Annotated in this window: 21 protein-coding genes; 8 read left to right on the forward strand and 13 right to left on the reverse strand. The window is 61.2% G+C overall.

Features of this window, described 5'->3' with window-relative positions; translation table 11 throughout:
• Positions 1–132: 132 nt before the first annotated feature.
• Genes AC1RR7_RS13635 through AC1RR7_RS13665 form a run of 7 tightly spaced genes read left to right on the forward strand, consistent with a single transcriptional unit; the run spans position 133 to position 7226 of the window.
• Positions 133–1374, forward strand: coding sequence for an SfnB family sulfur acquisition oxidoreductase (locus tag AC1RR7_RS13635; RefSeq protein ID WP_102620589.1), 1242 nt, complete (start codon positions 133–135; stop codon positions 1372–1374).
• A 38-nt stretch (positions 1375–1412) separates the two neighbouring features.
• A complete protein-coding gene (locus AC1RR7_RS13640) occupies positions 1413–2606 on the forward strand; it encodes an SfnB family sulfur acquisition oxidoreductase (protein WP_493157683.1) in 1194 nt (397 codons plus the stop codon).
• Entirely contained in the window at positions 2606–3970 is a 1365-nt protein-coding gene (locus AC1RR7_RS13645; protein ID WP_493157685.1) for an LLM class flavin-dependent oxidoreductase, read from the forward strand. The genes AC1RR7_RS13640 and AC1RR7_RS13645 overlap by 1 nt, the downstream gene beginning before the upstream one ends.
• A 13-nt stretch (positions 3971–3983) precedes the next feature.
• Positions 3984–4793: a MetQ/NlpA family ABC transporter substrate-binding protein gene (locus tag AC1RR7_RS13650; protein WP_096821886.1), complete on the forward strand. Its 810-nt coding sequence runs from the start codon at positions 3984–3986 to the stop codon at positions 4791–4793.
• Positions 4794–4795: 2 nt separating this feature from the next.
• Positions 4796–5917 (forward strand): methionine ABC transporter ATP-binding protein, encoded by a 1122-nt coding sequence (locus AC1RR7_RS13655; RefSeq protein WP_493157686.1) that lies wholly within the window; start codon positions 4796–4798, stop codon positions 5915–5917.
• Positions 5907–6551, forward strand: a complete 645-nt coding sequence (locus AC1RR7_RS13660; protein WP_096821885.1) for a methionine ABC transporter permease — start codon at positions 5907–5909, stop codon at positions 6549–6551. The genes AC1RR7_RS13655 and AC1RR7_RS13660 overlap by 11 nt, the downstream gene beginning before the upstream one ends.
• Positions 6552–6599: 48 nt before the next feature.
• The gene (locus AC1RR7_RS13665; protein WP_192559481.1) at positions 6600–7226 is read left to right on the forward strand and encodes a class I SAM-dependent methyltransferase; all 627 of its coding nucleotides are present in this window, start codon (positions 6600–6602) and stop codon (positions 7224–7226) included.
• 3 nt (positions 7227–7229) lie between these two features.
• Here AC1RR7_RS13665 and AC1RR7_RS13670 read toward each other — a convergent pair whose 3' ends face one another.
• From AC1RR7_RS13670 to AC1RR7_RS13685, 4 genes are all read right to left on the reverse strand, one after another.
• Entirely contained in the window at positions 7230–9482 is a 2253-nt protein-coding gene (locus tag AC1RR7_RS13670; protein WP_493157689.1) for a glycoside hydrolase, read from the reverse strand.
• 90 nt (positions 9483–9572) lie between these two features.
• Positions 9573–12638: an efflux RND transporter permease subunit gene (locus AC1RR7_RS13675; RefSeq protein WP_493157691.1), complete on the reverse strand. Its 3066-nt coding sequence runs from the start codon at positions 12636–12638 to the stop codon at positions 9573–9575.
• On the reverse strand, positions 12635–13699 hold the full coding sequence (locus AC1RR7_RS13680; RefSeq protein WP_096821882.1) for an efflux RND transporter periplasmic adaptor subunit: 1065 nt from the start codon (positions 13697–13699) through the stop codon (positions 12635–12637). Before AC1RR7_RS13680 ends, AC1RR7_RS13675 begins: the two co-directional genes overlap by 4 nt.
• The gene (locus AC1RR7_RS13685; protein WP_192559479.1) at positions 13696–14799 is read right to left on the reverse strand and encodes an efflux RND transporter periplasmic adaptor subunit; all 1104 of its coding nucleotides are present in this window, start codon (positions 14797–14799) and stop codon (positions 13696–13698) included. The genes AC1RR7_RS13680 and AC1RR7_RS13685 overlap by 4 nt, the downstream gene beginning before the upstream one ends.
• 144 nt (positions 14800–14943) lie before the next feature.
• Here AC1RR7_RS13685 and AC1RR7_RS13690 point away from each other — a divergent pair, with 144 nt between their 5' ends.
• Entirely contained in the window at positions 14944–16140 is a 1197-nt protein-coding gene (locus tag AC1RR7_RS13690; RefSeq protein ID WP_493157693.1) for an AAA family ATPase, read from the forward strand.
• A gap of 45 nt (positions 16141–16185) precedes the next feature.
• Here the strand turns inward: AC1RR7_RS13690 and AC1RR7_RS13695 are convergent, their stop codons facing one another.
• The 9 genes from AC1RR7_RS13695 to AC1RR7_RS13735 all read right to left on the reverse strand — a co-directional run bounded on the left by AC1RR7_RS13695 (position 16186) and on the right by AC1RR7_RS13735 (position 23461).
• Positions 16186–17064, reverse strand: coding sequence for a transporter substrate-binding domain-containing protein (locus tag AC1RR7_RS13695; protein WP_305833345.1), 879 nt, complete (start codon positions 17062–17064; stop codon positions 16186–16188).
• Positions 17061–17858, reverse strand: coding sequence for an amino acid ABC transporter ATP-binding protein (locus AC1RR7_RS13700; RefSeq protein WP_493157696.1), 798 nt, complete (start codon positions 17856–17858; stop codon positions 17061–17063). Before AC1RR7_RS13700 ends, AC1RR7_RS13695 begins: the two co-directional genes overlap by 4 nt.
• Positions 17855–18514 carry an amino acid ABC transporter permease gene (locus AC1RR7_RS13705; protein WP_493157698.1) on the reverse strand — a complete coding sequence of 220 codons (660 nt, stop codon included), beginning with the start codon at positions 18512–18514 and terminating at the stop codon, positions 17855–17857. Before AC1RR7_RS13705 ends, AC1RR7_RS13700 begins: the two co-directional genes overlap by 4 nt.
• Positions 18495–19160 carry an amino acid ABC transporter permease gene (locus tag AC1RR7_RS13710; protein WP_096821876.1) on the reverse strand — a complete coding sequence of 222 codons (666 nt, stop codon included), beginning with the start codon at positions 19158–19160 and terminating at the stop codon, positions 18495–18497. Before AC1RR7_RS13710 ends, AC1RR7_RS13705 begins: the two co-directional genes overlap by 20 nt.
• A 471-nt stretch (positions 19161–19631) precedes the next feature.
• Positions 19632–20429: a MetQ/NlpA family ABC transporter substrate-binding protein gene (locus tag AC1RR7_RS13715; RefSeq protein WP_096821875.1), complete on the reverse strand. Its 798-nt coding sequence runs from the start codon at positions 20427–20429 to the stop codon at positions 19632–19634.
• A gap of 164 nt (positions 20430–20593) precedes the next feature.
• Positions 20594–21526: a sigma 54-interacting transcriptional regulator gene (locus AC1RR7_RS13720; RefSeq protein ID WP_493071524.1), complete on the reverse strand. Its 933-nt coding sequence runs from the start codon at positions 21524–21526 to the stop codon at positions 20594–20596.
• A 55-nt stretch (positions 21527–21581) separates the two neighbouring features.
• A complete protein-coding gene (locus AC1RR7_RS13725; protein ID WP_085712674.1) occupies positions 21582–22163 on the reverse strand; it encodes an alpha/beta hydrolase in 582 nt (193 codons plus the stop codon).
• Positions 22164–22332: 169 nt separating this feature from the next.
• Positions 22333–22734, reverse strand: coding sequence for an ExbD/TolR family protein (locus AC1RR7_RS13730; RefSeq protein WP_003220570.1), 402 nt, complete (start codon positions 22732–22734; stop codon positions 22333–22335).
• Between the two features lies 1 nt (position 22735).
• Positions 22736–23461 (reverse strand): MotA/TolQ/ExbB proton channel family protein, encoded by a 726-nt coding sequence (locus tag AC1RR7_RS13735; protein WP_011331927.1) that lies wholly within the window; start codon positions 23459–23461, stop codon positions 22736–22738.
• Positions 23462–23491 lie beyond the last annotated feature (30 nt).

Below are 23491 nucleotides of genomic sequence, written 5' to 3' on the forward strand. Positions count from 1 at the left end.
CACCGGACATTCTTTCGTTCGCCGCACTTTTGCGGCGTTTTTCATGAGATGTGAGGTAGGTAACATGGTCCGGAACACAATCACCCCAGTGCAAAACGCCAGGGCATTGCGTGCAGCCAAGGAGTGGCACTGATGTCCAGTCTGGCAGACGCAAACGTCCAGAGTGACCTGGACATCGCCCCGCTGTTGTTGCCCGCGCAAGTGCTGCGCAACGACGCTCAAGCCATCAAGGCTGCACATGAACTGGCGCAAGTCGCCCGCGTGCAGGCCGCCAAACGTGACCGCCAGCGCAAGCTGCCGTGGTCGGAAGTCGAACAGTTCACCCGCAGCGGACTGGGCAGCATCGCGATTCCGCGCGAGTACGGCGGCCCGCAGGTTTCCTTCGTCACCCTGGCCGAGGTGTTCGCGATCATTTCCGCGGCCGACCCGGCACTGGGACAGATCCCGCAGAACCAGTTCGGCATCATCAACCTGATCCTCGGCAGCGCCACCGAAGAGCAGAAAAAACAATTGCTGCAGAGCGTGCTCGAAGGCTGGCGCATCGGTAACGCCGGGCCTGAACGCGGCACCAAAGATACCCTGGAGCTGAAAGCGCGCATCACCGCCGATGGCGATGACTACGTGATCAACGGCCAGAAGTTCTATTCCACTGGTGCCCTCTTCGCCCACTGGGTCGCGGTCAAGGCACTCAACGATGACGGCAGGCAAGTGCTGGCCTTCGTCCGTCGTGGCACACCGGGCCTGCGCATCGTCGATGACTGGTCGGGTTTCGGCCAGCGCACCACCGCCAGCGGCACAATCCTGCTGAACAACGTGCGGGTCGATGCTGGTCTTGTGGTGGACAACTGGAAGATCAACGAAAAGCCCAACACCCAGGGCGCGGTGTCGCAGCTGATTCAGGCAGCAATCGACGCCGGCATCGCCCGTGGCGCCATCGATGACGCCATCGAATTCGTCAAGACCCGCGCCCGGCCGTGGATCGATGCCAAGGTCGAACGCGCCAGCGATGACCTCTACGTGATCGCCGACATCGGCAAACTGAAAATCGAACTGCACGCCGCCGAAGCGCTGCTGCGCAAGGCCGGTCAGGTGCTGGATCAGGTGCACGCCGCGCCGCTCACCGCCGAGTCCGCCGCCCGCGCCTCGATTGCCGTGGCCGAAGCCAAGGTGCTGACCACCGAGATCTCGCTGCTGGCCAGCGAAAAGCTCTTCGAACTGGCCGGCAGCCGCGCCACCCTCGCCGAATTCAACCTCGACCGTCACTGGCGCAACGCACGGGTGCACACCTTGCACGACCCGGTGCGCTGGAAGTACCACGCGGTCGGCGCCTATCGCCTCAACGGCAAGTTGCCGGCTCGCCATTCCTGGATCTGACGACCAGAACACTTTTGACCAGATCTCTGGAGAAACACATGACTCTTTCCCATCCCGTCGCGGTCATCACCAGCGACGAGCAAGCCCTGATCGTCGCCAGCGACCTGGCCGAAGACTTCCAGCGCGACAGCAACCTGCGCGACCGCGAACGCCGCCTGCCGCTGCCGGAACTCGACGTGTTTTCCCGCTCCGGCCTGTGGGGCATCAGCGTGCCCAAGGAATACGGCGGCGCCGGCGTGTCCAACGTGACCCTGGCCAACGTCATCGCCCTGATCGCCCGGGCCGATGGCTCGCTCGGGCAGATTCCGCAGAACCATTTCTATGCCCTCGAAGTACTCCGAGTGAATGGCAGCCACGAGCAGAAACAACGTCTGTACGCCGAAGTCCTCGCCGGCCAGCGCTTCGGCAATGCCCTGGCGGAACTGGGCACCAAGACTGCCCACGATCGGGTTACCAGCCTGAAACGCGACGGCAGCGGTTATCGCATCAACGGTCGCAAGTTTTATGCAACCGGCGCCATTTACGCCCAACGGATTCCAACGTCCGTGGTCGATGAAAACGGTGTGCAGCAACTGGCGTTCGTCCCGCGTGACAGCAAAGGCCTGACGGTGATCGACGACTGGAGCGGCTTCGGCCAGCGCACCACCGGCAGTGGTTCGGTGGTGTTCGAAGACGTGTATGTCGCCGCCGAAGACGTCATTCCTTTCCAGAGTGCTTTCGAACGCCCGACCACCGTCGGCCCGCTGGCGCAGATCCTTCACGCCGCCATCGACACCGGCATCGCCCGCGCCGCCTACGAAGATGCGCTGCACTTCGTGCGCAGCAAGACCCGGCCATGGATAGACTCGGGCAATGACAAGGCCACCGAAGACCCACTGACCCTCAAGAGCTTCGGCCACTTGAGCATCCGCCTGCACGCCACCGAAGCCCTGCTCGAACGCGCCGGCGAATTCCTCGATGCAGCCCAGGCCGAGACCAACGCCGAGACGGTGGCGGCGGCCTCGATTGCTGTCGCCGAAGCACGGGCGATCAGCACTGAAATTTCTCTGGCCGCCGGCAGCACGTTGTTCGAACTGGCCGGCAGCCAGGCCACCCTGATCGAGCACGGCCTCGACCGTCACTGGCGCAACGCCCGGGTGCACACCCTGCACGACCCGGTGCGCTGGAAGTATCACGCGGTGGGCAATTACTACCTCAACGATGAAAACCCTCCGCTGCGAGGGACCATCTGATGAGCAAGAAAAAGATCCTGCTCAATGCGTTCAACATGAACTGCATCGGCCACATCAACCACGGGTTGTGGACCCATCCACGGGACACCTCGACCCAATACAAGACCATTGAATACTGGACCGAACTGGCGCAATTGCTGGAGCGCGGGCTGTTCGACGGGTTGTTCATCGCCGACATCGTCGGCGTGTACGACGTCTACCAGAACTCGGTCGACGTCACCCTGAAAGAGTCGATCCAGCTGCCGGTCAACGATCCGCTGCTGCTGGTGTCGGCCATGTCCGCGGTGACCAAAAACCTCGGTTTCGGCCTGACCGCCAACCTCACCTACGAGCCGCCGTATCTGTTCGCCCGACGCATGTCGACCCTCGATCACCTGAGCCGTGGACGGGTGGGCTGGAACATCGTCACCGGTTATCTGGACAGCGCCGCCAAGGCCATGGGCCTGAGTGAACAGGTCGAACATGACCGGCGTTACGACCAGGCCGACGAGTACCTCGAAGTCCTCTACAAACTCTGGGAAGGCAGCTGGGAAGACGGTGCAGTGCTCAACGATCCGCAGCAGCGGATCTACGCGCAGCCAGACAAAGTGCACAAGGTCGAGCACAAGGGCGAGTTCTATCAGGTCGAGGGTTATCACCTGTGCGAACCGTCACCGCAGCGTACGCCGGTGCTGTTCCAGGCCGGCAGTTCGGATCGCGGTCTGCTGTTCGCCGGGCGTCATGCCGAGTGCGTGTTCATCAGCGGTCAGAACAAACCGTCGACCAAAGTACAGGTGGACAAGGTCCGCGCCAGTGCCGTCGAGGCAGGTCGCAATCTCGAGGACATCAAGGTGTTCATGGGCCTGAACGTGATCGTCGGCGAGACCGAAGAAGCGGCCTGGGCCAAGCATGCCGAATACCTGAGCTACGCCAGCGCCGAAGCGGGCGTGGCGCATTTTTCGGCGTCCACCGGCATCGATTTTTCCCAGTATGAAATCGACGAGCCCATCCAGTACGTCAAGAGCAACGCAATCCAGTCCGCCACCAAAAACCTGCAGAACAACGACTGGACCCGCCGCAAGTTGCTCGACCAGCACGCCCTCGGCGGGCGCTACATCACGGTGGTCGGCTCGCCGCAACAAGTGGCGGATGAACTGGAATCGTGGATCGCCGAAACCGGCCTCGACGGCTTCAACCTGACCCGCATCGTCACCCCGGAAAGCTATGTGGATTTCATCGATCTGGTGATTCCGGAACTGCAACGGCGCGGGTCGTACAAGACCGCGTACGACACCGGCAGCCTGCGGGAAAAACTGTTTTACGGCGAAGCGCACCTGCCGCAGCAACACACCGGCGCCCACTACCGACACACCTCCTCGCACTGACTGGAAAACCACCATGACCAAGAAACGCCTGTCCCACCCAGTCAAAGCACTGGCCCTGGCCTTCGGCCTGTTCAGCTCGGCGGTTTTCGCCGCCGACGCGCCGTTGAAAATCGGCACCACAGCCGCGTTCGCGATTCCGCTGGAGGCCGCCGTCGAGGAAGCCTCCAAACAAGGCCTGAAAGTCGAGCTCGTGGAGTTCACCGACTGGATCGCGCCGAACGTCAGCCTCGCCGCCGGCGACATCGACGTGAACTACTTCCAGCACATCCCGTTCCTGGAAAACGCCAAGGCGGCCTCCGGTTTCGACCTGGTGCCGTTCGCCCCGGGGATCATCAACAACGTCGGCCTGTACTCGAAGAAATACAAAAGCTTCGCTGAGCTGCCGGAGGGCGCCAGCGTCGCCATCGCCAACGACCCGATCAACAGCGGTCGCGGCCTGCAACTGCTGGCCAAGGCCGGTCTGATCACGTTGAAACCGGGTGTCGGCTACAAGGCCACCGAAGACGACATCGTCGCCAACCCGAAGAAGATCAAGATCCTGCAAGTCGAAGCCGTGCAACTGGTACGCGCCTACGATGACGCCGATCTGGTCCAGGGCTACCCGGCCTACATCCGTCTGGCGAAGACCTTCGATGCAGGCTCTGCGCTGCTGTTCGACGGCCTCGACCACAAGGAATACGTGATCCAGTTCGTGATCCAGCCGAAGAGCAAGACCGACCCGCGTCTGATCAAGTTCGTCGACATCTACCAGCATTCGCCGGCCGTACGCGCCGCGCTGGATAAGGCCCACGGCAAGCTGTACCAGGCCGGTTGGGAAAGCTGAGGATGACCGCAGCCATTCAACGGCGACTGGATCTTCCAGAGCCACCCGCGCTGGCACAGCGCACCGAGCTGCATCCCGAGCTTAACCGCGCCCAAGTGCGTTTCGTCGGGCTCGGCAAAACCTACGACGGCAAGCAAGGCCCGGTCGCAGCCCTGCAAGGCATCGACCTGGCGATCCAGCGCGGTGAAGTGTTCGGCATCATCGGTCGCAGCGGCGCCGGCAAGTCGTCGCTGATCCGCACCATCAACCGCCTCGAACAACCGACCTCGGGCCGGGTGCTGATCGATCAGGTGGACATCGGCGAGTACGACGAGGATCGCCTCGTCGCCCTGCGTCGGCGGATCGGCATGATCTTCCAGCACTTCAATCTGATGTCGGCAAAAACGGTGTGGCAGAACGTCGAACTGCCGCTGAAAGTCGCCGGTGTCCCGAAGGAGCAACGGGAGAAAAAGGTTCGCGAACTGCTGGAGCTGGTGGGCCTGCAAGCCAAGCACAAGGCGTATCCGGCGCAGCTGTCCGGCGGGCAGAAACAGCGCGTCGGCATCGCCCGCGCACTGGTGCACGACCCGGACATTCTGCTGTGTGACGAAGCCACTTCAGCGCTGGATCCGGAAACCACTCAGTCGATCCTCGGCCTGCTGCGCGAGATCAACAAACGCCTGGGCCTGACCATCGTACTGATCACTCACGAGATGGCCGTGATCCGCGAAATCTGCGACCGCGTCGTCGTGCTGGAACACGGGCGCATCGTCGAGCAAGGCCCGGTCTGGGAAGTGTTCGGCAACCCGCAGCACGAAGTCAGCCAGACCTTGCTCGCACCGCTGCAACACGCCTTGCCCGAAGAATTGCAAAGCCGTTTGCAGGCGCAACAGTCGTCCGATGCGGCCGTGGTGCTGCGTTTGCAGTTCACCGGCAGCCAGCAAGACGAACCGGATCTGGCCGCGCTGTTCGCCGCGCTCGGCGGTCGGGTGAAATTGCTGCAGGGCGGCGTGGAACGGATTCAGGGGCACGCGCTCGGGCAACTGTTGCTGGCGGTGGCAGGCTCGAAGCTGAACGCCGAGGAATTGCGCCAGCGTGCCAGCCAATGGGCACAACGCACGGAGGTGCTGGGCTATGTGGTTTGATCGCTTGCTGCAGGGTTTCATCGATACGTTTCTGATGGTCGGCGTGTCGTCACTGATCGCGCTGCTGGCGGGTATTCCGATGGCAGTGATTCTGGTCACCAGCGACAAGGGGGGGATCTACGAAGCGCCGGTGCTGAATCGCGCGCTGGGCGCGTTCGTGAATCTGTTTCGCTCGATCCCGTTCCTGATCCTGATGGTGGCACTGATTCCGTTCACCCGGCTGATCGTCGGCACCACGTACGGTGTGTGGGCGGCCGTTGTGCCGCTGACCATTGCGGCCACGCCGTTTTTTGCGCGAATCGCCGAAGTGAGCCTGCGCGAAGTCGACCACGGTTTGATCGAAGCCGCGCAAGCCATGGGGTGCCGACGCTGGCACATCATCTGGCACGTGTTGTTGCCTGAAGCGCTACCGGGGATCGTTGGCGGTTTCACCATCACCCTGGTGACGATGATCAATTCGTCGGCCATGGCCGGGGCGATCGGCGCCGGCGGCCTGGGTGACATCGCTTATCGCTACGGCTATCAGCGCTTCGACAGCCAGATCATGCTGACCGTAATCGTGCTGCTGGTGGCGCTGGTAGCGGTGATTCAGCTGGGCGGCGATCGTCTGGCACGAGGGTTGAACAAGCGCTGAACTGCATGGCGTATAGTCGGCAACATCCATTGCCAGCGCAGTCCGACCATGAAGCAGACCCCCACCGATCTGGAACAGATCACCTCCACTACCCTCGGCCACTACAACGCGGTGGCCGAGGATTTTCGTGAAGGCACCCGCGACCACGATGTCAGCCAGAACATCGATGCACTGCTGCGGCACATTCACGCTGAGGCGCCGTTTTCCATCCTCGATTTCGGCTGTGGACCTGGGCGGGATTTGCAGACCTTCACGCGCATGGGTCACGTCGCCGTCGGCCTCGACGGCGCGGAAAAATTCGCGCAGATGGCCCGGGAAGACAGCGGCTGCGAGGTGTGGTGCCAGGATTTTCTGAAGCTGGATCTGCCGGCAGAACGCTTCGACGGCATCTTCGCCAATGCGGTGCTGTTTCATGTGCCGTTGCAGGAACTGCCACGGGTTCTGCAGCAGTTACACGGGACACTGAAGCCGGGTGGGGTGTTGTTCAGCTCCAATCCACGCGGGGATAACCGTGAAGGCTGGAATGGGCCGCGTTATGGCTCGTACCACGATCTTGAAGCCTGGCGCGGATTGCTGACCGCTGCCGGGTTCGTGGAACTTGAGCATTACTACCGACCGGCGGGGCTGCCGCGTGAGCAGCAGCCTTGGTTGGCCAGTGTCTGGCGCAAGGCCTGAAACTCAGGGCCTCGCTTCAACCTGAAACCAGGTTGGCGCACTCCCCGGCGAGCGCACCATGATGCTTCGCCCGGGCACAGTCTGCCCCTGCACCTCATGCGTCTGCACATCAAAGTTAGCCAATAAGCGCGTGCCGTCTTCAAAGGATGTCTGCTGAACCAGCCGGTCCGCGCTCAACCATTCGAAACCGGTGAGCGCCTGGGTTGCCAGACGTTCATGCAAAGGCCGGAAGAATGCATCCTGACGGGCAATCTGCGGCAATCGCTGCGCAAGCGTGTCGACACTGAGGTGATACAGCGGCGCAACGTTGTAGAGCAACTGCGCGAGTTCGTTGTCCGCCCGTACATTGGTCAGTTTCAGACTATCGAACAGCCAATGGTGGGACGTGATGACCGAGCCATGGAACACCGCCTGATACAACGGCAAACGGCTGGCCGGATCAAAGTGAATACGCCGCAACGACTCCTTGATCGGCACAGGTTTGAAGAAAACCTCTGGCTGCTCCGGCGGATACCACTTGCCTGCAAAGTACCTGGACTTGGGGTTCTTGCTCATTTCGACATCGCCCCAACCGATCACTGGCGTCTGCATGCCATGGGCGAACAACACGCCTTGCGCGGTCGTTGCGTTGCCATCCTCGGAACCTGCGGGCAGTTTCAGCACTTCATTGATCCAGCGTGATGCCCCGATGTTGCCTTCGGCATTCTGTGCCTGGGTCATCGTTGCCCCGAGACGGTAGCTGTCGAACAGCATGCCGGTGGCATAGGCATCGAGAAACCAGCTGTTGAAACCGGCGGCGTCGCGAATGGCCGCGACCCGCTGCTCAAGCAGCGGTCGCACGCAACGGGGGTCGGTGTAATGCCCCGATTGCTGGAAGCCGCTTTTCAGCGTTCCGTCGCTCTTCACGATTGCGCACTCAAGATTTGCCTTGTCCCCCAGGTGTGCGGTGGTCCAATCAGGGTTCTCGCTACGGCTCAGCGCCGTCTCATAAGAGTCGTACGGCGCGATCAGATAACCCGCCGCCACGCCGGCCTTGATCGTCTCGGGGTGCCAGAGGCCACCCTCCCAGCCCTCACCCAGTCCCAACCACAAACGGGACAGCCCGGCGTTCTGTAATTGCTTGATCGTATCCAGCGACAAGGTGCTGCCCCAGCGCTCGGGTTCAGGCGTCAGCGCCTCACCGAGGTGGGCTGCCACTTGTGCGCGCACATCAGCGTAACCGTTGACCAGAGCCTGCATGTCCGGCACGGCCCGGGCCTGCCAGGTCTTGCGCGCCAGGGTATTCAGGGCGTGATTGAGACTGCGCAAAAGTACGGTTTTCTGATAGCGGTTCAACTCCCCGCCAGTGGCAAGGATCTGCAACGCCTCACGATCCATTCCCGCTTTCAGCTCACTGGCCAGTGAGCCCCCACCGCGCAAGGTGTCGAGCAGCACAGACCAACTGCGCACATCTTTGGCTCCCAGCAGGTCGTTGCCCCACAGGTACAGATGACTGGCGCCCGGCAGTCGCCTCGCCTCAGGTGTTTTCGTGAATTTGCTGCTCAAGGCTTCATAACGATCGTTATCGATCAGCCATTGCCGATAGCGCTTGGCGCCGGCCAACGGGTCGGTTGCCCCGAGAAACAGCGTGAACGTCAATGGCGTCGACGGATCGAGTGAGGTGAAGCGATGCCGGGCGGACAGCGCCAGAGTCTTGCCTTCGGCGCTGAACAGCAGTCGATTGTTGTAGGGATTGGACATCAGCCAATGCAGGCTGAATCCATCATGTTCAACCCCCCAAAGCGGCAAACTCAGATCCTGCGTGGTATTGAATTCGCCCTGATTCAAAAGAAACGAATGCCACACCGGATCGCCGCGCGGCACGTAGTGCCCCTCGGCCAGAGGCCAGATCAGCCCCTTTCCCATCGCGCTGGCGGGCTGACGGAGAAACTCCAGTTCTGCGGGCTCACGCGCCGTGATCGAGAAGGACAGATCACGTTGATCGAGCGTGGCGCTGAGGGTCCAGGCTCCGTCATCCCATTGCCAGTCGACGCGGTTGTCGCGCCTGATCAACTGACTGACCTTGTGCGGGGCAATCCCCGTCGACGCCTGCACCGTCTCCCGGCCCACAGGAGTGATACGGACAGCCAGCGTTGCCGGATCGAGTTGCACGCGCCACAACGAGTTTTCCAATAGCGTGTCGGCCCACGACAGGGACGACAGGCATAAACCGGCAATCAGCAATAACGCGCGCAGCCAGCAAGTAACGGTAAGCATCAGACGTCCCTTCTCCTAAAGGAGGAGGGACGTTAACCGAATACGCCGACGCTGTAAGTCAGGCCCTTCGCAAATATGTAACAAGCGCACTCACTGTGCCGATGACGAGGCGTCCTTCTTCGGCTCGCGAATCTTGTACCAGGCCACATACAGCGCCGGCAGAAACAGCAGCGTCAGCAACGTCGCAATCACGATCCCGCCGATCATCGCGTAGGCCATCGGCCCCCAGAACACTTCCCGGGCGATCGGGATCATGCCCATGCTCGCCGCCGCCGCGGTGAGCAGGATCGGCCGGCGCCGGTGCTCGGTCGCTTCCACCACCGCATCCCAGGGCGCGTAGCCTTTTTGCTCGTACTCTTCGATCTGCGTCACGAGGATCACCGAGTTGCGGATGATGATGCCGATCAGCGCCAGAATCCCCAGGATCGCCACGAAGCCCATCGGCGTACCGGTCGGCACCAGCGCCAGCACCACGCCGATCAGCCCGAGCGGCGCGACACTGGCCACCAGGAACAGCTTCTGCACGCTGTGCAACTGGATCATCAGGAAGGTCGCCATCAGGAACAGCATCAGCGGCAAGACCTTGGCAATCGGCCCCTGCGCCTTGCCGCTCTCCTCGACCGTACCGCCAGTGGCGACTTTGTAGCCCACCGGCAGTTTGGCCGCGAAGGCATCGATGGTGGGCTTGAGGACTTTCACCAGATCGGTCGGCTGGATTTCATCGCGCACCGAGGCCTTGATGGTGATGGTCGGCAAACGGTCGCGACGCCACACCAGCGGCTGCTCCAGTTCATATCGCACCGTGGCGAAGGCCAGCAGCGGAATCGACGTGCCGTTGGGCGTGACGATCTGCAGGTTTTGCAGGGTTTCCGGTGTACCGCGTTCGGAATCCACCGCGCGACCGACCACGTTGATCAGGTAGATATCGTCGTCGACCTGGGTCAGCGGCGAGCCACTGACAATGCTGTTCATCAGGTTGGCCACATCTTCCGATGACAGGCCGAGCTGACGCGCCTTGTCCTGAGCGATGTCGATGCGCAGGACTTTGCCGGGTTCGTTCCAGTCGTAAATGATCTCGCCGATATGCGGGCTCTTGTCCAGTTCGGTGGCCAGGTCGATGGCGTGCTTGCGCACCTGATCGACGTCCTTGCCGCTGACCCGGTACTGGATCGGACGGCCCACCGGCGGGCCCATTTCCAGGGCTTGCACGTAACTGCCGATGCCGACGAAATCCTTGCGCAGACGATCACGCAGGCGCTGGCTCAAGGCTTCGCGGGCCTTGAAGTCTTTGCTGACGATCACCAGTTGCGCGTAGTACGGGTTCTGCAATTGCTGATCCAGCGGCAGGTAGAAACGGATTGCGCCCTGGCCGATGTAAGTGCTCCAGCGCACGATGTCCGGGTCGCCCTTGAGCGAGGCTTCGAGCTTGTCGACGGCCTTGCGGGTTTCATCGATCGAGGCGTTTTGCGGCAGGTTCAGGTCAACCAGGATTTCCGGGCGATCGGACGACGGGAAGAACTGGTTCTGCACAAAGCGCATGCAGAACACTGCAAGGACAAAACACAGCACCGTGATACCGATCGCCCACCAGCGATTGCGCATGCACCACAGCAGACCGCCATTGAACGCCCGCCCGATGCGTCCGGGTTCGGCTTCATGGGGTTTTACGTTGGTGCTGAGGATGTGCACGCCGATCACCGGTGCGAAGAACACCGCCACCACCCACGACACGATCATTGCCACCGCGATCACCGCGAACAGCGTGTAGGTGTACTCACCGGCGGAGCTGGCGTTGAGACCAATCGGCACGAAACCGGCCACTGTCACCAGCGTACCGGTGAGCATCGGAAACGCTGTGGAGGTGTAGGCGAACGTCGCCGCCTGCTCCTTGCTCTCGCCCATCTCCAGACGCGTCACCATCATCTCCACGGTGATCATCGCATCGTCCACCAGCAACCCGAGGGCGATGATCAATGCACCCAGAGAAATCCGCTGCATGGTGATGCCGCTGTACTCCATGTACACAAACACCATCGCCAGCACCAACGGGATCGAGCACGCCACCACCAGCCCGGCACGCACGCCGAGGCTGATGAAACTCACCACCAGCACGATGACCACCGCTTCGAACAGCGCACTGGTGAAGCCACCGACCGCCTCTTCCACCACCACGGCCTGATCGGAAACCGTGTGCACGCCAACCCCCACCGGCAGGTCGGCGGTGAGTTCATCGATGCGCGCGTGCAGGGCCTTACCGAATGCCTGAACGTTGCCACCCTTCTGCATCGCAATGGCCAGGCCAATGGCCGGCTTGCCGTCGAAGCGGAACTCCGGCGTTGCCGGGTCGACATAACCGCGACTGATCTCGGCGATGTCGGCCAGACGATAGAAGCGGTCATTGAGCTTGAGATTGACCTCGGCCAGATCCTTTTCCGAGGCGAACTGCCCGGAGGTGCGCACCGAAATGCGTTCCGGTCCGGCCTCGATCACACCTGCCGGGGTCACGGCGTTCTGCGATTGCAGGCCCTGCACCACCTGACGCTGGTCGATGCCCAGCGCCGCCAGTTTGCGGGTCGAGAAGTTCAGGTACAGCACTTCGTCCTGCTGGCCGATCATTTCGATCTTGCCCAGCCCCGGCACACCGCGGATCTCGGCGCGGGCCTGCTCCACATAGTCGCGCAACTGACGCATCGTGAGGCCGTCAGCCGTGAACGCATAGACCGAACCGAAGACGTCACCGAACTCGTCGTTGAATCCCGGCCCCTGAATGCCCTGGGGAAACTGGCCGCGAATGTCGTTGATCTTCTTGCGTACCTGGTACCAGATTTCCGGAATGTCCTTGGCGCTGGTGGTGTCGCGCAGGTAGACGTAGACCGTTGACTCGCCGGGGCGCGTGTAGCTTTTCACGTAGTCGAGGGAATCGAGTTCCTCGAGTTTTTTCTCGATGCGGTCCGTGACCTGCTTGAGCGTTTCCTCCTGGGTCGCACCCGGCCACTTGGTCTGGATCACCATGGTCTTGATGGTGAACGACGGGTCTTCCTCGCGCCCCAAATTGATGTACGAGAACACCCCCATCAGCAGCCCGACGAACATCAGGTACCAGACGAACGACTGATGCTTGAGGGCCCATTCGGAGAGATTGAAAGACCCTTTCATTGACTGTCCTCGTCGAGTTTCACGGCTTGTCCGGGTTTGAGGCTGTTGACGCCGGCGCTGACCACACGCTCGCCGGACTTGACCCCACCGGCCAGCACCACGGTGCTGTCGGTGCGGCTGGTCACGCTGACGTCACGCGGGGCAACGGTTTTGTTTTGCGGGTCGATCACCCAGATCCGGGTTTTGCCGTCGGCCTCCTGCAAGGCTGTCGCGGGCAATTCGATTCGCGGCTTGATCGCCGAACTGAGGGTCACGCTGATCGCCGTACCGAGGCGGAATCCGGGCGGCGTTGAAGCCAGCGTCAAACGCGCGCGGCGGGTACGGGTGGCGCTTTGTGCCTGAGGCTCGATTTCACGGATGACGGCCGTGGTGTTGATGCTCGGATCGAGTTGCCCGGCCACCAGAAACACCACGTCGCTGGGAATCTGGTCGACCAGCGTGTCCGGCAGATCGATCACCGCTTCCTTGATGTCCGGTTGCGCCAGCGTCACCACTTGCTGGCCGGCCGTCACCACTTGCCCGGCCTCGGCGTTCCAGGCGGTGACCACGGCTTTGTGGTCGGAACGCAGTTCGGTATAGCCGAGCTGATCCTTGCTCTGGTTCACCGCCGCCCGCGCCTGATCGAGGGACGCCTGGGTGGTCTTCAGATCAGTGGTGGCGATGTCCAGTTGCGCCTGGGCGCCGACGCCGCGATCAAACAGCGCCTGCTGCCGCCGAGCGTTGGCCTGGGCGTTGATCAGTTGTGCTTCGACTTTCGCCAGATCGCCCTGGGCCGAACGCAACTGGTTCTGCTGGTCGGACGGATCGAGGGTGGCGAGCAAGGTGCCCTTCTGCACCTCGGCGCCGACATCGACGTTGCGGCTGGCGATGCGCCCGCCGACGCGAAAACCGGTGTTGCTCTCGTAGCGTGCCTGAATGCTGCCAGCGAAACGGCCGAGGTTTTCCTCGCTCAGCGCTTCGACCTTGATCGACAGCACCGGGCGCACCGGCTCCGGCGGTGGCTCGTTCTTGGAACAGGCACCCAGCAGCAGCCCGATCGACATCACCCACAAAGGCTTCATGGCTGCGCTCCCGATTGCAGATCCTTGTAGGTGTTCTCGGCGATCTCGACTTTCATCCCCGGATGCAGCAGTTGCCCGCCGGCAATGATCACTTTCTCGCCGCCCGTGAGGCCGGCGCTGATAATCACGTGCCCGGTCAGGTAGCGGCCGACGGTGACGTTGTGCAGTTGCGCCTCACCTTTGTCGTCCACCATCCACACCGCAGGTTCGCTGATGTTTTTGGTCAGGGCCGACCACGGCAATTCCACCGCCGATTTGCCGCTGCCCTTGGCGGTGGCGCTGACCACCGAACCGAGCTGCATGCCCTGCGGCAGACTGTCGAGGGTAACTTTGACCTGCACCGTGCCGGACTGCGCCGACACCGCCGGGGTGATTTCGCGCACGGTGCCGGTGGTCTTGATTTGCGGATTGTCGAGCAGGCTGACGACGATCGAACGCTCCGCCGGGCGCTCGGCCAGCAGCGATTCGTAAACGTTGAACACCGCGTCGCGGTCGCCGTCCCGGGCCAGGCTGAAAATCGGCGCGGTGGCCTGAACCACCTGGCCGACTTCGGCCTGACGCTCGGTGATGATGCCGGGTGCATCGGCGATCAGCGCGGTGTAACTCAGTTGATCCTTGGCATTGGCCAACTGCGCCTGGGCCGCGCTCAAGGCACTCTGGCTGCTGCGCAATGCGGCTTGTGCGGAATCGTATTCGCTCTGGCTGGTGTAACCCTTGGGCAACAGTTTCTGCTGACGGACGAATGCGGCGGCGCTCTGCTTGACCCGCGCCTGCTCGGCCAGCACCTGGGCCTGGGCGGAGTCGACGTTGGTCTGCAAGTCCTTGGGATCGAGTTTGGCCAGCACTTGTTTGGCCGAAACGCGGTCACCGACATCGACCATGCGCTGGATGATCTTGCCGCCGACCCGGAACGACAATTCGGTCTGCACCCGCGCCTGAACGTCACCGGTGAGGGTCACGGACGCCGCGAAGTCCGCGGGTTTGACCTCTTGTACAAAGACCCGTGGCAGGTATTCCTGAGGCGGCTTCTTTTCGCTGCAGGCCGCGAGCAAAGCGAGCAGGCTCAGCATCACCGCTGTTTTCAATCCGGGACTCGCCATGCAGACTCCTTCCTGTGTACGAACGTGCAAGTGACGGTACGACTGTGAGCTTAGAACAGGGTTCAACCTTCGTCCGGGCGATATATGCATTTATGTGCAGCAGGTATCCTGACCCGGAATTCGGGGCACCCAAGAAGGATTTTCATGCTCAAGACCCTCGCGGTAGCCAATTACCGCTCGATCAACAAATTGGTAATCCCGCTGGGTTGGCTGAACCTGATCACCGGCCCCAACGGCAGCGGCAAGTCCAATCTTTACCGGGCGCTGCGACTGCTGGCGGAAACCGCTCAGGGCGGCGTGGTCAATGCGCTGGCCCGTGAGGGCGGGCTGGACTCGACGTTCTGGGCCGGGCCGGAAACCATCAGCCGGCGCATGCGCAATGGCGAAGTGCCGATTCAATCGACGGTCCGCCAGGGCGTGAAACGTCTGCGGCTGGGGTTTGCCGGAGAGGATTTCAGTTACTCGATCAGCCTCGGGCTCCCCGACTCCAACGGGCATTTCATGCTGCCTGGAGACCGTGTACCGACCCCTTCGCGCTTCAGCCTTGATCCGCAAATCAAGCGGGAATGCATCTGGGCCGGGCCGCTCTATCGACCTGCCAGCTTGCTGGTGGACCGCGACGGGCCAATGATTCGCACCCGTGATGGTCGCACCTGGGATGTCATGGCCCAGCACACGCCGACATTCGACAGCCTGTTCGATCAGGTCGGCAGCCTGCGCACCTCGCCGGAAGTGTTCCAGATGCGCGAGTTCATCCGCCGCTGGCGCTTCTATGATCACTTTCGCAGCGACGCCGACGCCCCGGTGCGCCAGCCACAACTGGGCACGCGCACGCCGGTGCTGCATCACGACGGCCGGGATCTGGCGGCAGCCTTGCAGACCATCCGCGAAATCGGCGACCCCGAGGCGCTGCAGGCCGCGATCAGCGATGCGTTTCCCGGCGCACGGTTGAACATCGCGCCGCTGGCGGGCGGACGCTTTGCCATCGAGTTTTTTCAGGAAGGGTTGTTGCGACCGCTGTCGGCGGCAGAGTTGTCGGACGGCACGCTGCGTTATCTGCTGCTGGTCGCCGCACTGCTGACGCCACGTCCGCCGTCGCTGATGGTGCTGAACGAACCGGAAACCAGTCTGCATCCGGATCTGTTGCCGGCGCTGGCGCGGTTGATCATTCGCGCATCGCAGGAGTGTCAGGTGTGGGTGGTTTCACACGCACGGCGATTGATTTCGGCGTTGCAGGAAGATGAGGAATGCAATTGCATCGTGCTGGAAAAAACCCTCGGCCAGACCGGGATCGTCGGGCAGAGGGTGCTGGATGAGCCGGCGTGGAACTGGCCGGATTAGCTTGTTGATGATCGTTCCCACGCATGCGTGGGAACGATCATCGGCTTAGCCCTGCCACTTCCCGCCTTCGACAATCACGCTCTCAGGCTTGGTGTCATCGCTCAGCTCTTTACGCACATATTGGTCATACAGCTTGAGCAGGTATTTCTCTTCTCCAAGCTTGGCCAACTCCGCATTCACCCAATCGCGCAATTCGATGTTGCCCTTCTTCACCGCCGGTGCAATCGGGGCTTCAGCACCGAGTTTTTCATCCAGCACGCGGTAGCCCGGGTTCTGCTTGGCCCAGCTGAACAGCACCAGATTGTCCTGCGCGTAAGCATCGCCACGGCCGTTGGCCAGGGCTTGCAGGGACTCGGAGTTTTTCTCGAACTTCAGCAGTTTCCAGTCCGGGTGATTCTTGGTCAGCCAGATATCGGCAGTGGTGCCGGTGGTTACGATGGTGGTGCGGGTCGCCAGGTCATCCAGTTTCTTCACTTCGCTGCCCTGAGCCACCAACGCCTGCACCGCGACTTTCAGGTTCGGGTTGGTGAATTCCACCGCTTCCTTGCGCTCCGGGGTCACGGTCATGTTGGCGAGGATCAGGTCGACCTTGTCGCTTTGCAGGAACGGAATGCGGCTCGCCGGCTCCACGGCCACGAACTCGACCTTGTTTTCATCGCCCAGCAGATCCTTGGCGAATTGACGGCCGATGTCGGTATCGAAGCCGACATAGCGACCGGCTTCATTGACGAAACCGAACGGCGGTTTGTCGGTGAATACGCCGACGATCAGTTTGTCGCGGGCCTTGATCTTGTCCAGATAACCGGCCGGCGCGGTGCTTTCGCTGGCGACTTTCGGCTTGGCCGGTTCTTCGGTCTTGTTGCAGCCGGCCAGCAGCGCGAGGCTGATCAGCGGTAATGCGAATAGAGCTTTGGCAGTTTTCATGGCAGTTCCAGTTCCTTGGTTTGAGTCGTTTTAGACGAAGTCGTTGAAGGCAGGGCTTCGACGTAGGAGAACTTCTCCAGGAACTGCTGCGCGCGTGCGGTTTGCGGGTTCGTAAAGAAAAGCTCGGGCGGGTTCTGTTCAAGGATGCGCCCGGCATCCATGAACACGATGCGATCGGCCACTGCGCGGGCGAAGGCCATTTCATGGGTGACGATCAACAGGGTCATGCCTTCGCGGGCCAGGCCCTGAATCACTTCCAGCACTTCCTTGACCATCTCCGGGTCGAGGGCAGCGGTGACTTCATCGAAGAGCATGACCCGCGGGTTCATGCACAACGAGCGGACGATGGCGATGCGTTGCTGCTGGCCGCCGGAGAGCTGGCGCGGGAAGGCATCACGTTTGTCCAGCAGACCAACGCGTTCGAGCAATGCTTCGGCTTGCTGCCGTGCTTCGCGGCGTTCGCGTTTCTGCACCTTGAGCGGGCCGAGCAGCAAGTTATCGAGCACGCTCATATGCGGGAACAGGTGATAACTCTGGAACACCATGCCGATCTGCTGGCGCACTTCACGCCAGTCGGTGGCCTTGTCCAGCAGTTCGCGGCCGGCGAATTTCAAGTGACCGCTGTGGGCGGTTTCCAGGCCGTTGAGGCAACGCAGCAGTGTGCTTTTTCCGCAGCCGCTGGGGCCGAGGATGACGATGACTTCGCCGGATTTCACTTGCAGGTCGATGCCCTTGAGCACCTGCTGTTCGCCGAAGAATTTGTTGAAACCCTGAAACTCGATCAATGCGCTCATGCTTGCGTCCAGCGCCGCTCCAGCACGCGCGAGGCGGCCGACAGCGGGTAGCAGATGAAAAAGAAAAACAGGAACAGCGCACCGTAGATCAGCACCGATTCGTAGGTGCGCTCGATGATCTGCTGGCCAACCTTGATCACATCCACCACGCCGATCAGCACCGCCAGCGAACTGGTCTTGATGATCCGCGTGTAGACGTTGATGGTCGGTGGCGTCATGCGTTTCAGCGCCTGGGGCAACAGCACGTAGCCATAGAGCTGCGCCGCGTTCAGACCGACCGACAGCCCCGCTTCACGCTGCCCGCGCGGCAACGAATGCAGCGCACCGCGCGCCACTTCGCCGACCTCGCTGGCGCCCCACAGCGACAGCACCAGCACCGCGCACCAGAAACTCGGCAGGCTCAGGCCAAAGAAAATCGGCAAGCCAAAAAACAGCAGGTACAACCAGACCAGCACCGGAATCGCCCGGAACAGCTCCAGATAAATTCGCAGCACCGCGTTCAGCCACGTCACGTTGAGCGTGCGCAGCACACCGTAGAGCACGCCGCCGACGGTACTGATGGCGATGCTGAGGAACGAGATCGACAGGGTTTGCCCGGCGCCTTTTGCCAATTGCGGCAACGACACCCAGAGCAGTTCAAGACCCGAACTGGCCATGCTGGAGCCTCCTTTCCAGACGGCTCAACAGCAGCGACAGCGGCAGGAACAACAGCACGCAGATCAGCGTCAGCACGGCGAGCATTTCGTAGGTTTTGTAGTAGAGCGCGATGTAGCTCTTGGTGGTGTAGAGAATCTCCGGCACCGCCACGGCCGAGACCACGGTGGTCTCCTTGAGCAGGAAAATGAAATTGGCGAACAGCGACGGCAGGCTGAGGATCCCCGCTTGCGGCAGGATCACGTAGCGCAGCAACTGACCGTGGGACAAGCCGATGGAACGACCGGACTCCAGTTGCGCCTGAGGCACCGCATCGACGCCGGCGCGCAGCACTTCGGTGAGGTAGGCGCCGCCGAGAAAAGTCATGGTGATGATTGCGGCAGTGAAACCGGAAACCTTGATCCCCAGTGCCGGCAAGGCGAAGTAGACGAAGAACAACTGGATCAGCAGTGGCGTGTTGCGCGCCAGCTCCACATACAGCCCGACCAGCTTTTGCAGGTAAGGCGTGCGGAACACCAGAATCGTCGCATTGAGCAACGCCACCAGCAGCGAGGTGCCAATGGCGATCAAACCGACCTGCAGCGTCACGCCCACGGCTTTGAGAAACGCCGGCAGGGTGCTGAGGATAAATGCGTAATCGAAGTTCATGAAACATCCTGACGCCGCTCGGTAAGCGACGGTGGTGCAGTCCATGGGCAGCGGATAGCTGTCCGGCAGGCACCGACTTTAAAGGTATAAAAAGAAGAATTTAAATACCGATAAAGCATATTGATATCACACAAAAAACTAATCGACGGGTTTGCCGGGAAGGAGGAGGAAGGCTATTGTCCCCAGCGCTGTAGGACGGATCTTTTTTTCATCAAAGCCCTCCAAGGACGAACAGCTTTTGGCCAGACTCCCTCGGCCGAACCCCATAACAAGGAAGAGAACATGGACGTAAAAGTGCCGCAGCGACTGGATCCGCATGAGATTGTGAAATTGTTGGTGGCGTTGCGCCGGGCGTTGAAGACCGGGATAGCGTGAGCTTAAAAACCCCTCACCCGCACACACAAAAACGCCGATGACCATCACTGGCCATCGGCGTTTTCATACCTGAAGGGGTTGTGTTGCTGCGTCAGATCAGAACGCCGGCAGTACCGCGCCGTTGTACTTCTTCTCGATGAACGCTTTGACTTCCGGGCTGGTCAGGGCCTTGGCCAGCTTCTGGATCGCGTCGCTGTTCTTGTTGTCCTCACGGGCCACCAGGAAGTTCACGTAAGGCGAATCGGCACCCTCGATCACCAGAGCATCCTTGGTCGGGTTCAACTTGGCTTCCAGCGCGTAGTTGGTGTTGATCATGTCCAGGTCGACTTCTTTCAGAACACGCGGCAGCAGGGCCGACTCCAGTTCCTTGAACTTGAAGTTGTGCGGGTTCTTGGCGATGTCTTTTGGCGTCGCCAGGGCGTTCTTCGGATCTTTCAGTTCGATCAGGCCAGCCTTCTGCAGCAGGATCAGTGCACGACCGCTGTTGCTGCCTTCGTTCGGAATGGCGATGGTGGCGCCGTCCGGCAGCTCGGCCAGGGTCTTGTACTTGCTCGAGTAGCCGCCAAACGGTTCAACGTGCACACCTTGCACGGTCACCAGGTACTTGGCTTTGTCGTCCTTGTATTTGCCCTGGTTGAAGCTGTTCAGGTACGGCAGGGTCTGGAAGTAGTTGGCGTCCAGACGCTTCTCGCCAACCTGTACGTTCGGCTGTACGTAGTCGGTGAAGACTTTGATTTCCAGATCCACGCCTTCTTTGGCGAGGGTCGGTTTGATCAGTTCGAGGATCTCGGCGTGCGGAACCGGGGTCGCGGCGACAACCAGTTTCTCGCCGGCCTGCGCCAGGGAAGCCGTCAGAGCAGCCGCCAATGCGGTAAACAACAGAACCTTTTTCATGCAGTGTCCTTATCGAAAATCGGTCGTCATCGACGACGGCATTAATACGTGTGCCAGCGATGTGCTACTGCTGGCGTGAAGCGGACAATACCGGGATTTTTTATTCCCGGACAATAACGTTTATTCAGCTTCATATTCCATTTTGTTCATGTTGAACAAAATGGTTACAACGCCTCGCTCAGGCTCAACAGTAATTTTTTCAATGCCTTACGTTCCTCGGCTGTCCCTTTGGCAGTGATGCTCGCCACCTGACGTTCGATCTGAACCAGCGTCCCAGACACCTCGGGCAGGTTCAGGTGCTCCGGCAGAATTTCCTCGCCAGTGCTCACCAGCAACGCAAAATGAATGACGTTTTCCAGCTCCCGGGTGTTGCCCGGCCAACTGTGTTGCTCCAGCACCTCCTGCGCCGCTTCGCTGATCAGCGGCACCGGTAGATCCAGGCGCTGGCTGTAGATGCCGAGGAAGTACTCGGCCAACGACAGAATGTCGCCGACCCGCGCGCGCAACGCCGGCAGTTCCAGATGCCCCTCGCTGAGATAGTGATAGAGCCGCTCGTGGAATTTCCCCGCCGCCACCGCTTGCGCCAAATCGATGCTGGTCGCCGCCACCAGGCGCACATCCACCGGGCTCGGTTGATGGGCACCGACGCGGGTGACTTCGTGGTTTTCCAGCGCGGCGAGCAACTTGATCTGGATCGGCAACGGCAGGTCGCCGATTTCATCCAGGTACAACGTGCCGCCGTTGGCCGAACCGAACCAGCCAGCGCGGCTGCTGGCCGAGCCGCTGTAACTGCCGGCGGCGTAGCCGAACAACTCGGCATCGGCATACGTCGGACTGATCGCCCCGCAATTGACCGAGACAAACAAGCCGCTGCGATCACTGGCGCGGTGGATATGGCGGGCGAGCAATTCCTTGCCGGTACCGGTCTCGCCACGAATCAACACCGAAATCGAGCGCGGTGCGAGTTGGGCCATTTCCTCGCGCAGCTGGCGCGAGCGTGGATCGACGAACACCAGCGCCTTCGCGCGAATGCTCAGGGGACTTTTTTCCGCATCGGGAAAGGTCAGCAACGGCTGACCGAAGGTTTCGAAACTCATGGCAGACTCCCGCCCCAAATCGCCGGGAGACGGGGGCGCTGAAAAAAAAAAATGGTCAGGCACGACGCCGGGCGTGGTGTTCCATGCGGTTTTGCAGGCGATACAGATAAGCGAATCCCTGCTCCCAGCGTTGATGCCCGGACTTCACGTTGATATGGCCGGCACCCGCGAGAATTCCCGCCTCGGCACCCCAGTTGCGTGCCAGCTCCAAGGCACGCGGTGCACTGACGGCGGCGTCGTTGTCGGAGCTGACGACCTGGCTCGGGAACGGCAGCAGGTCGGTCGGAATCGGTGCGAAATTGCGCAGTGCCGGCACGCAGGCCGGACGTTCTACATCCGCAGGCGCGACCAGCAGCGCACCGCGCACCTGACGCAAATGCTGCAACGGCGCGGTGGCCGCCCAGTGCGCCACGGTGATGCAACCCAGGCTGTGGGCGATCAGGATCACCGGCGTGCTGTCGGCGGCAATCGCCTCGGCCAGCGCCGCGACCCAGTCTTCACGACGCGGCGTCAGCCAGTCGGCCTGCTCCACCCGCGCGCTGTTCGGCAGGCTGTTCTGCCAGTGGCTTTGCCAATGATCTTCTGGCGATCCTTGCCAGCCCGGCACAATCAGATAGCGGATTGATTCGTTGCGCATGGGGGAGCTCTCCTGCGTCGTGTCTGTTCCTGAAGGAGTATAGGGACGGGATTTATATTCGTTAAGGAATAAGAAGCTATTTATTAAGACCTGAAAAGAATATAAATCCTCGGGCAAAAAAAGGGGCCGCACCCTGCCAAGGAGACGGCCCCGGAAAAACGTGAAACCCTTATCGTGCAGTGATCACCGACAGTTTGGTGATGCCTGCCCGCTCAATCGAAGCCATGGCTCGCGCCACTTCGCCGTAATTCACCCCGTCGTCAGCCTGCAATTGCACGCGCACTTCCGGGTCCTTGGCCTTGGCCGACTTGAGGTTGAACTCCAGCAGGTCCGGCTGGATTTCGTCCTTGTTGATAAACAGTTTTCCAGCACCGTCGATACTCACCACCAACGGGTCTTTCTGCTCGACCGGCGCCACCGCTTCGGTCTTCGGCAGGTTGATCGGTATCGCGTTGGTCAGCAGCGGCGCGGTGACGATGAACACCACCAGCAGCACTAGCATCACGTCGACCAGCGGCGTCACGTTGATCTCGCTCAGCACCTCGTCGCTGTCTTGCGTGGAGAAGGCCATATCAGGACGCCTCCTTCACTTTTGTTGCGTTGCCCTGGGCCGCAGCCTTGTGCGCGGTCGGGTGGATCAGCACGCGGAACGAACTCTTTTGCGCCAGGCTGTAGAAGTCGTGGGCAAAGTCGTCCAGGTCCGCCGCCGTCAGTTTCAGACGACGCAAAAAGTAGTTGTAAACCAGCACCGCCGGCACCGCGACCGCGATCCCCACCCCGGTGGCGACCAGCGCTGCACCGATGGGACCTGCGACCGTTTCCAGACTCGCCGAGCCTGCCGCGCTGATGCCTTTCAACGCTTCCATGATTCCCCACACCGTGCCGAACAGACCAATGAACGGCGAGGTACTGCCAATACTCGCAACCACCGCCAGACCGGTTTCCAACGAACGACGCTCGCGGACGATCTGCTGACGCAAGGCACGTTCGAGGCGATCCTGATGGTTGATCGCCTGGCTCAGGTCATTGGCCTGAGGCGCCTCGCCCACTTGAATCGCCGCATAACCGGCCTGTGCCACCCGCGCTGCTGCGCCGGGCTGGGTTTCGCTCAACTCGGCGGCGGAGTCCAGACTCGACGCCGCCCAGAAGCGCTTGTGAAATTTGCGATCCTGCGCCTTCAACCGGCCGAACTGCACAGCCTTGAGCAATGCCAGGCCCCAGGTGGCGACAGAGAAGACCACCAGCAGCCAGATCACCGCGCTTTCGATGGATTCCAGTGGAGATGCCAGTAACGTCATGATGTGTTCCCTCGTGTAAACGTTTAGCGC

The organism is Pseudomonas sp. GW821-FHT11G12, from assembly GCF_058808055.1.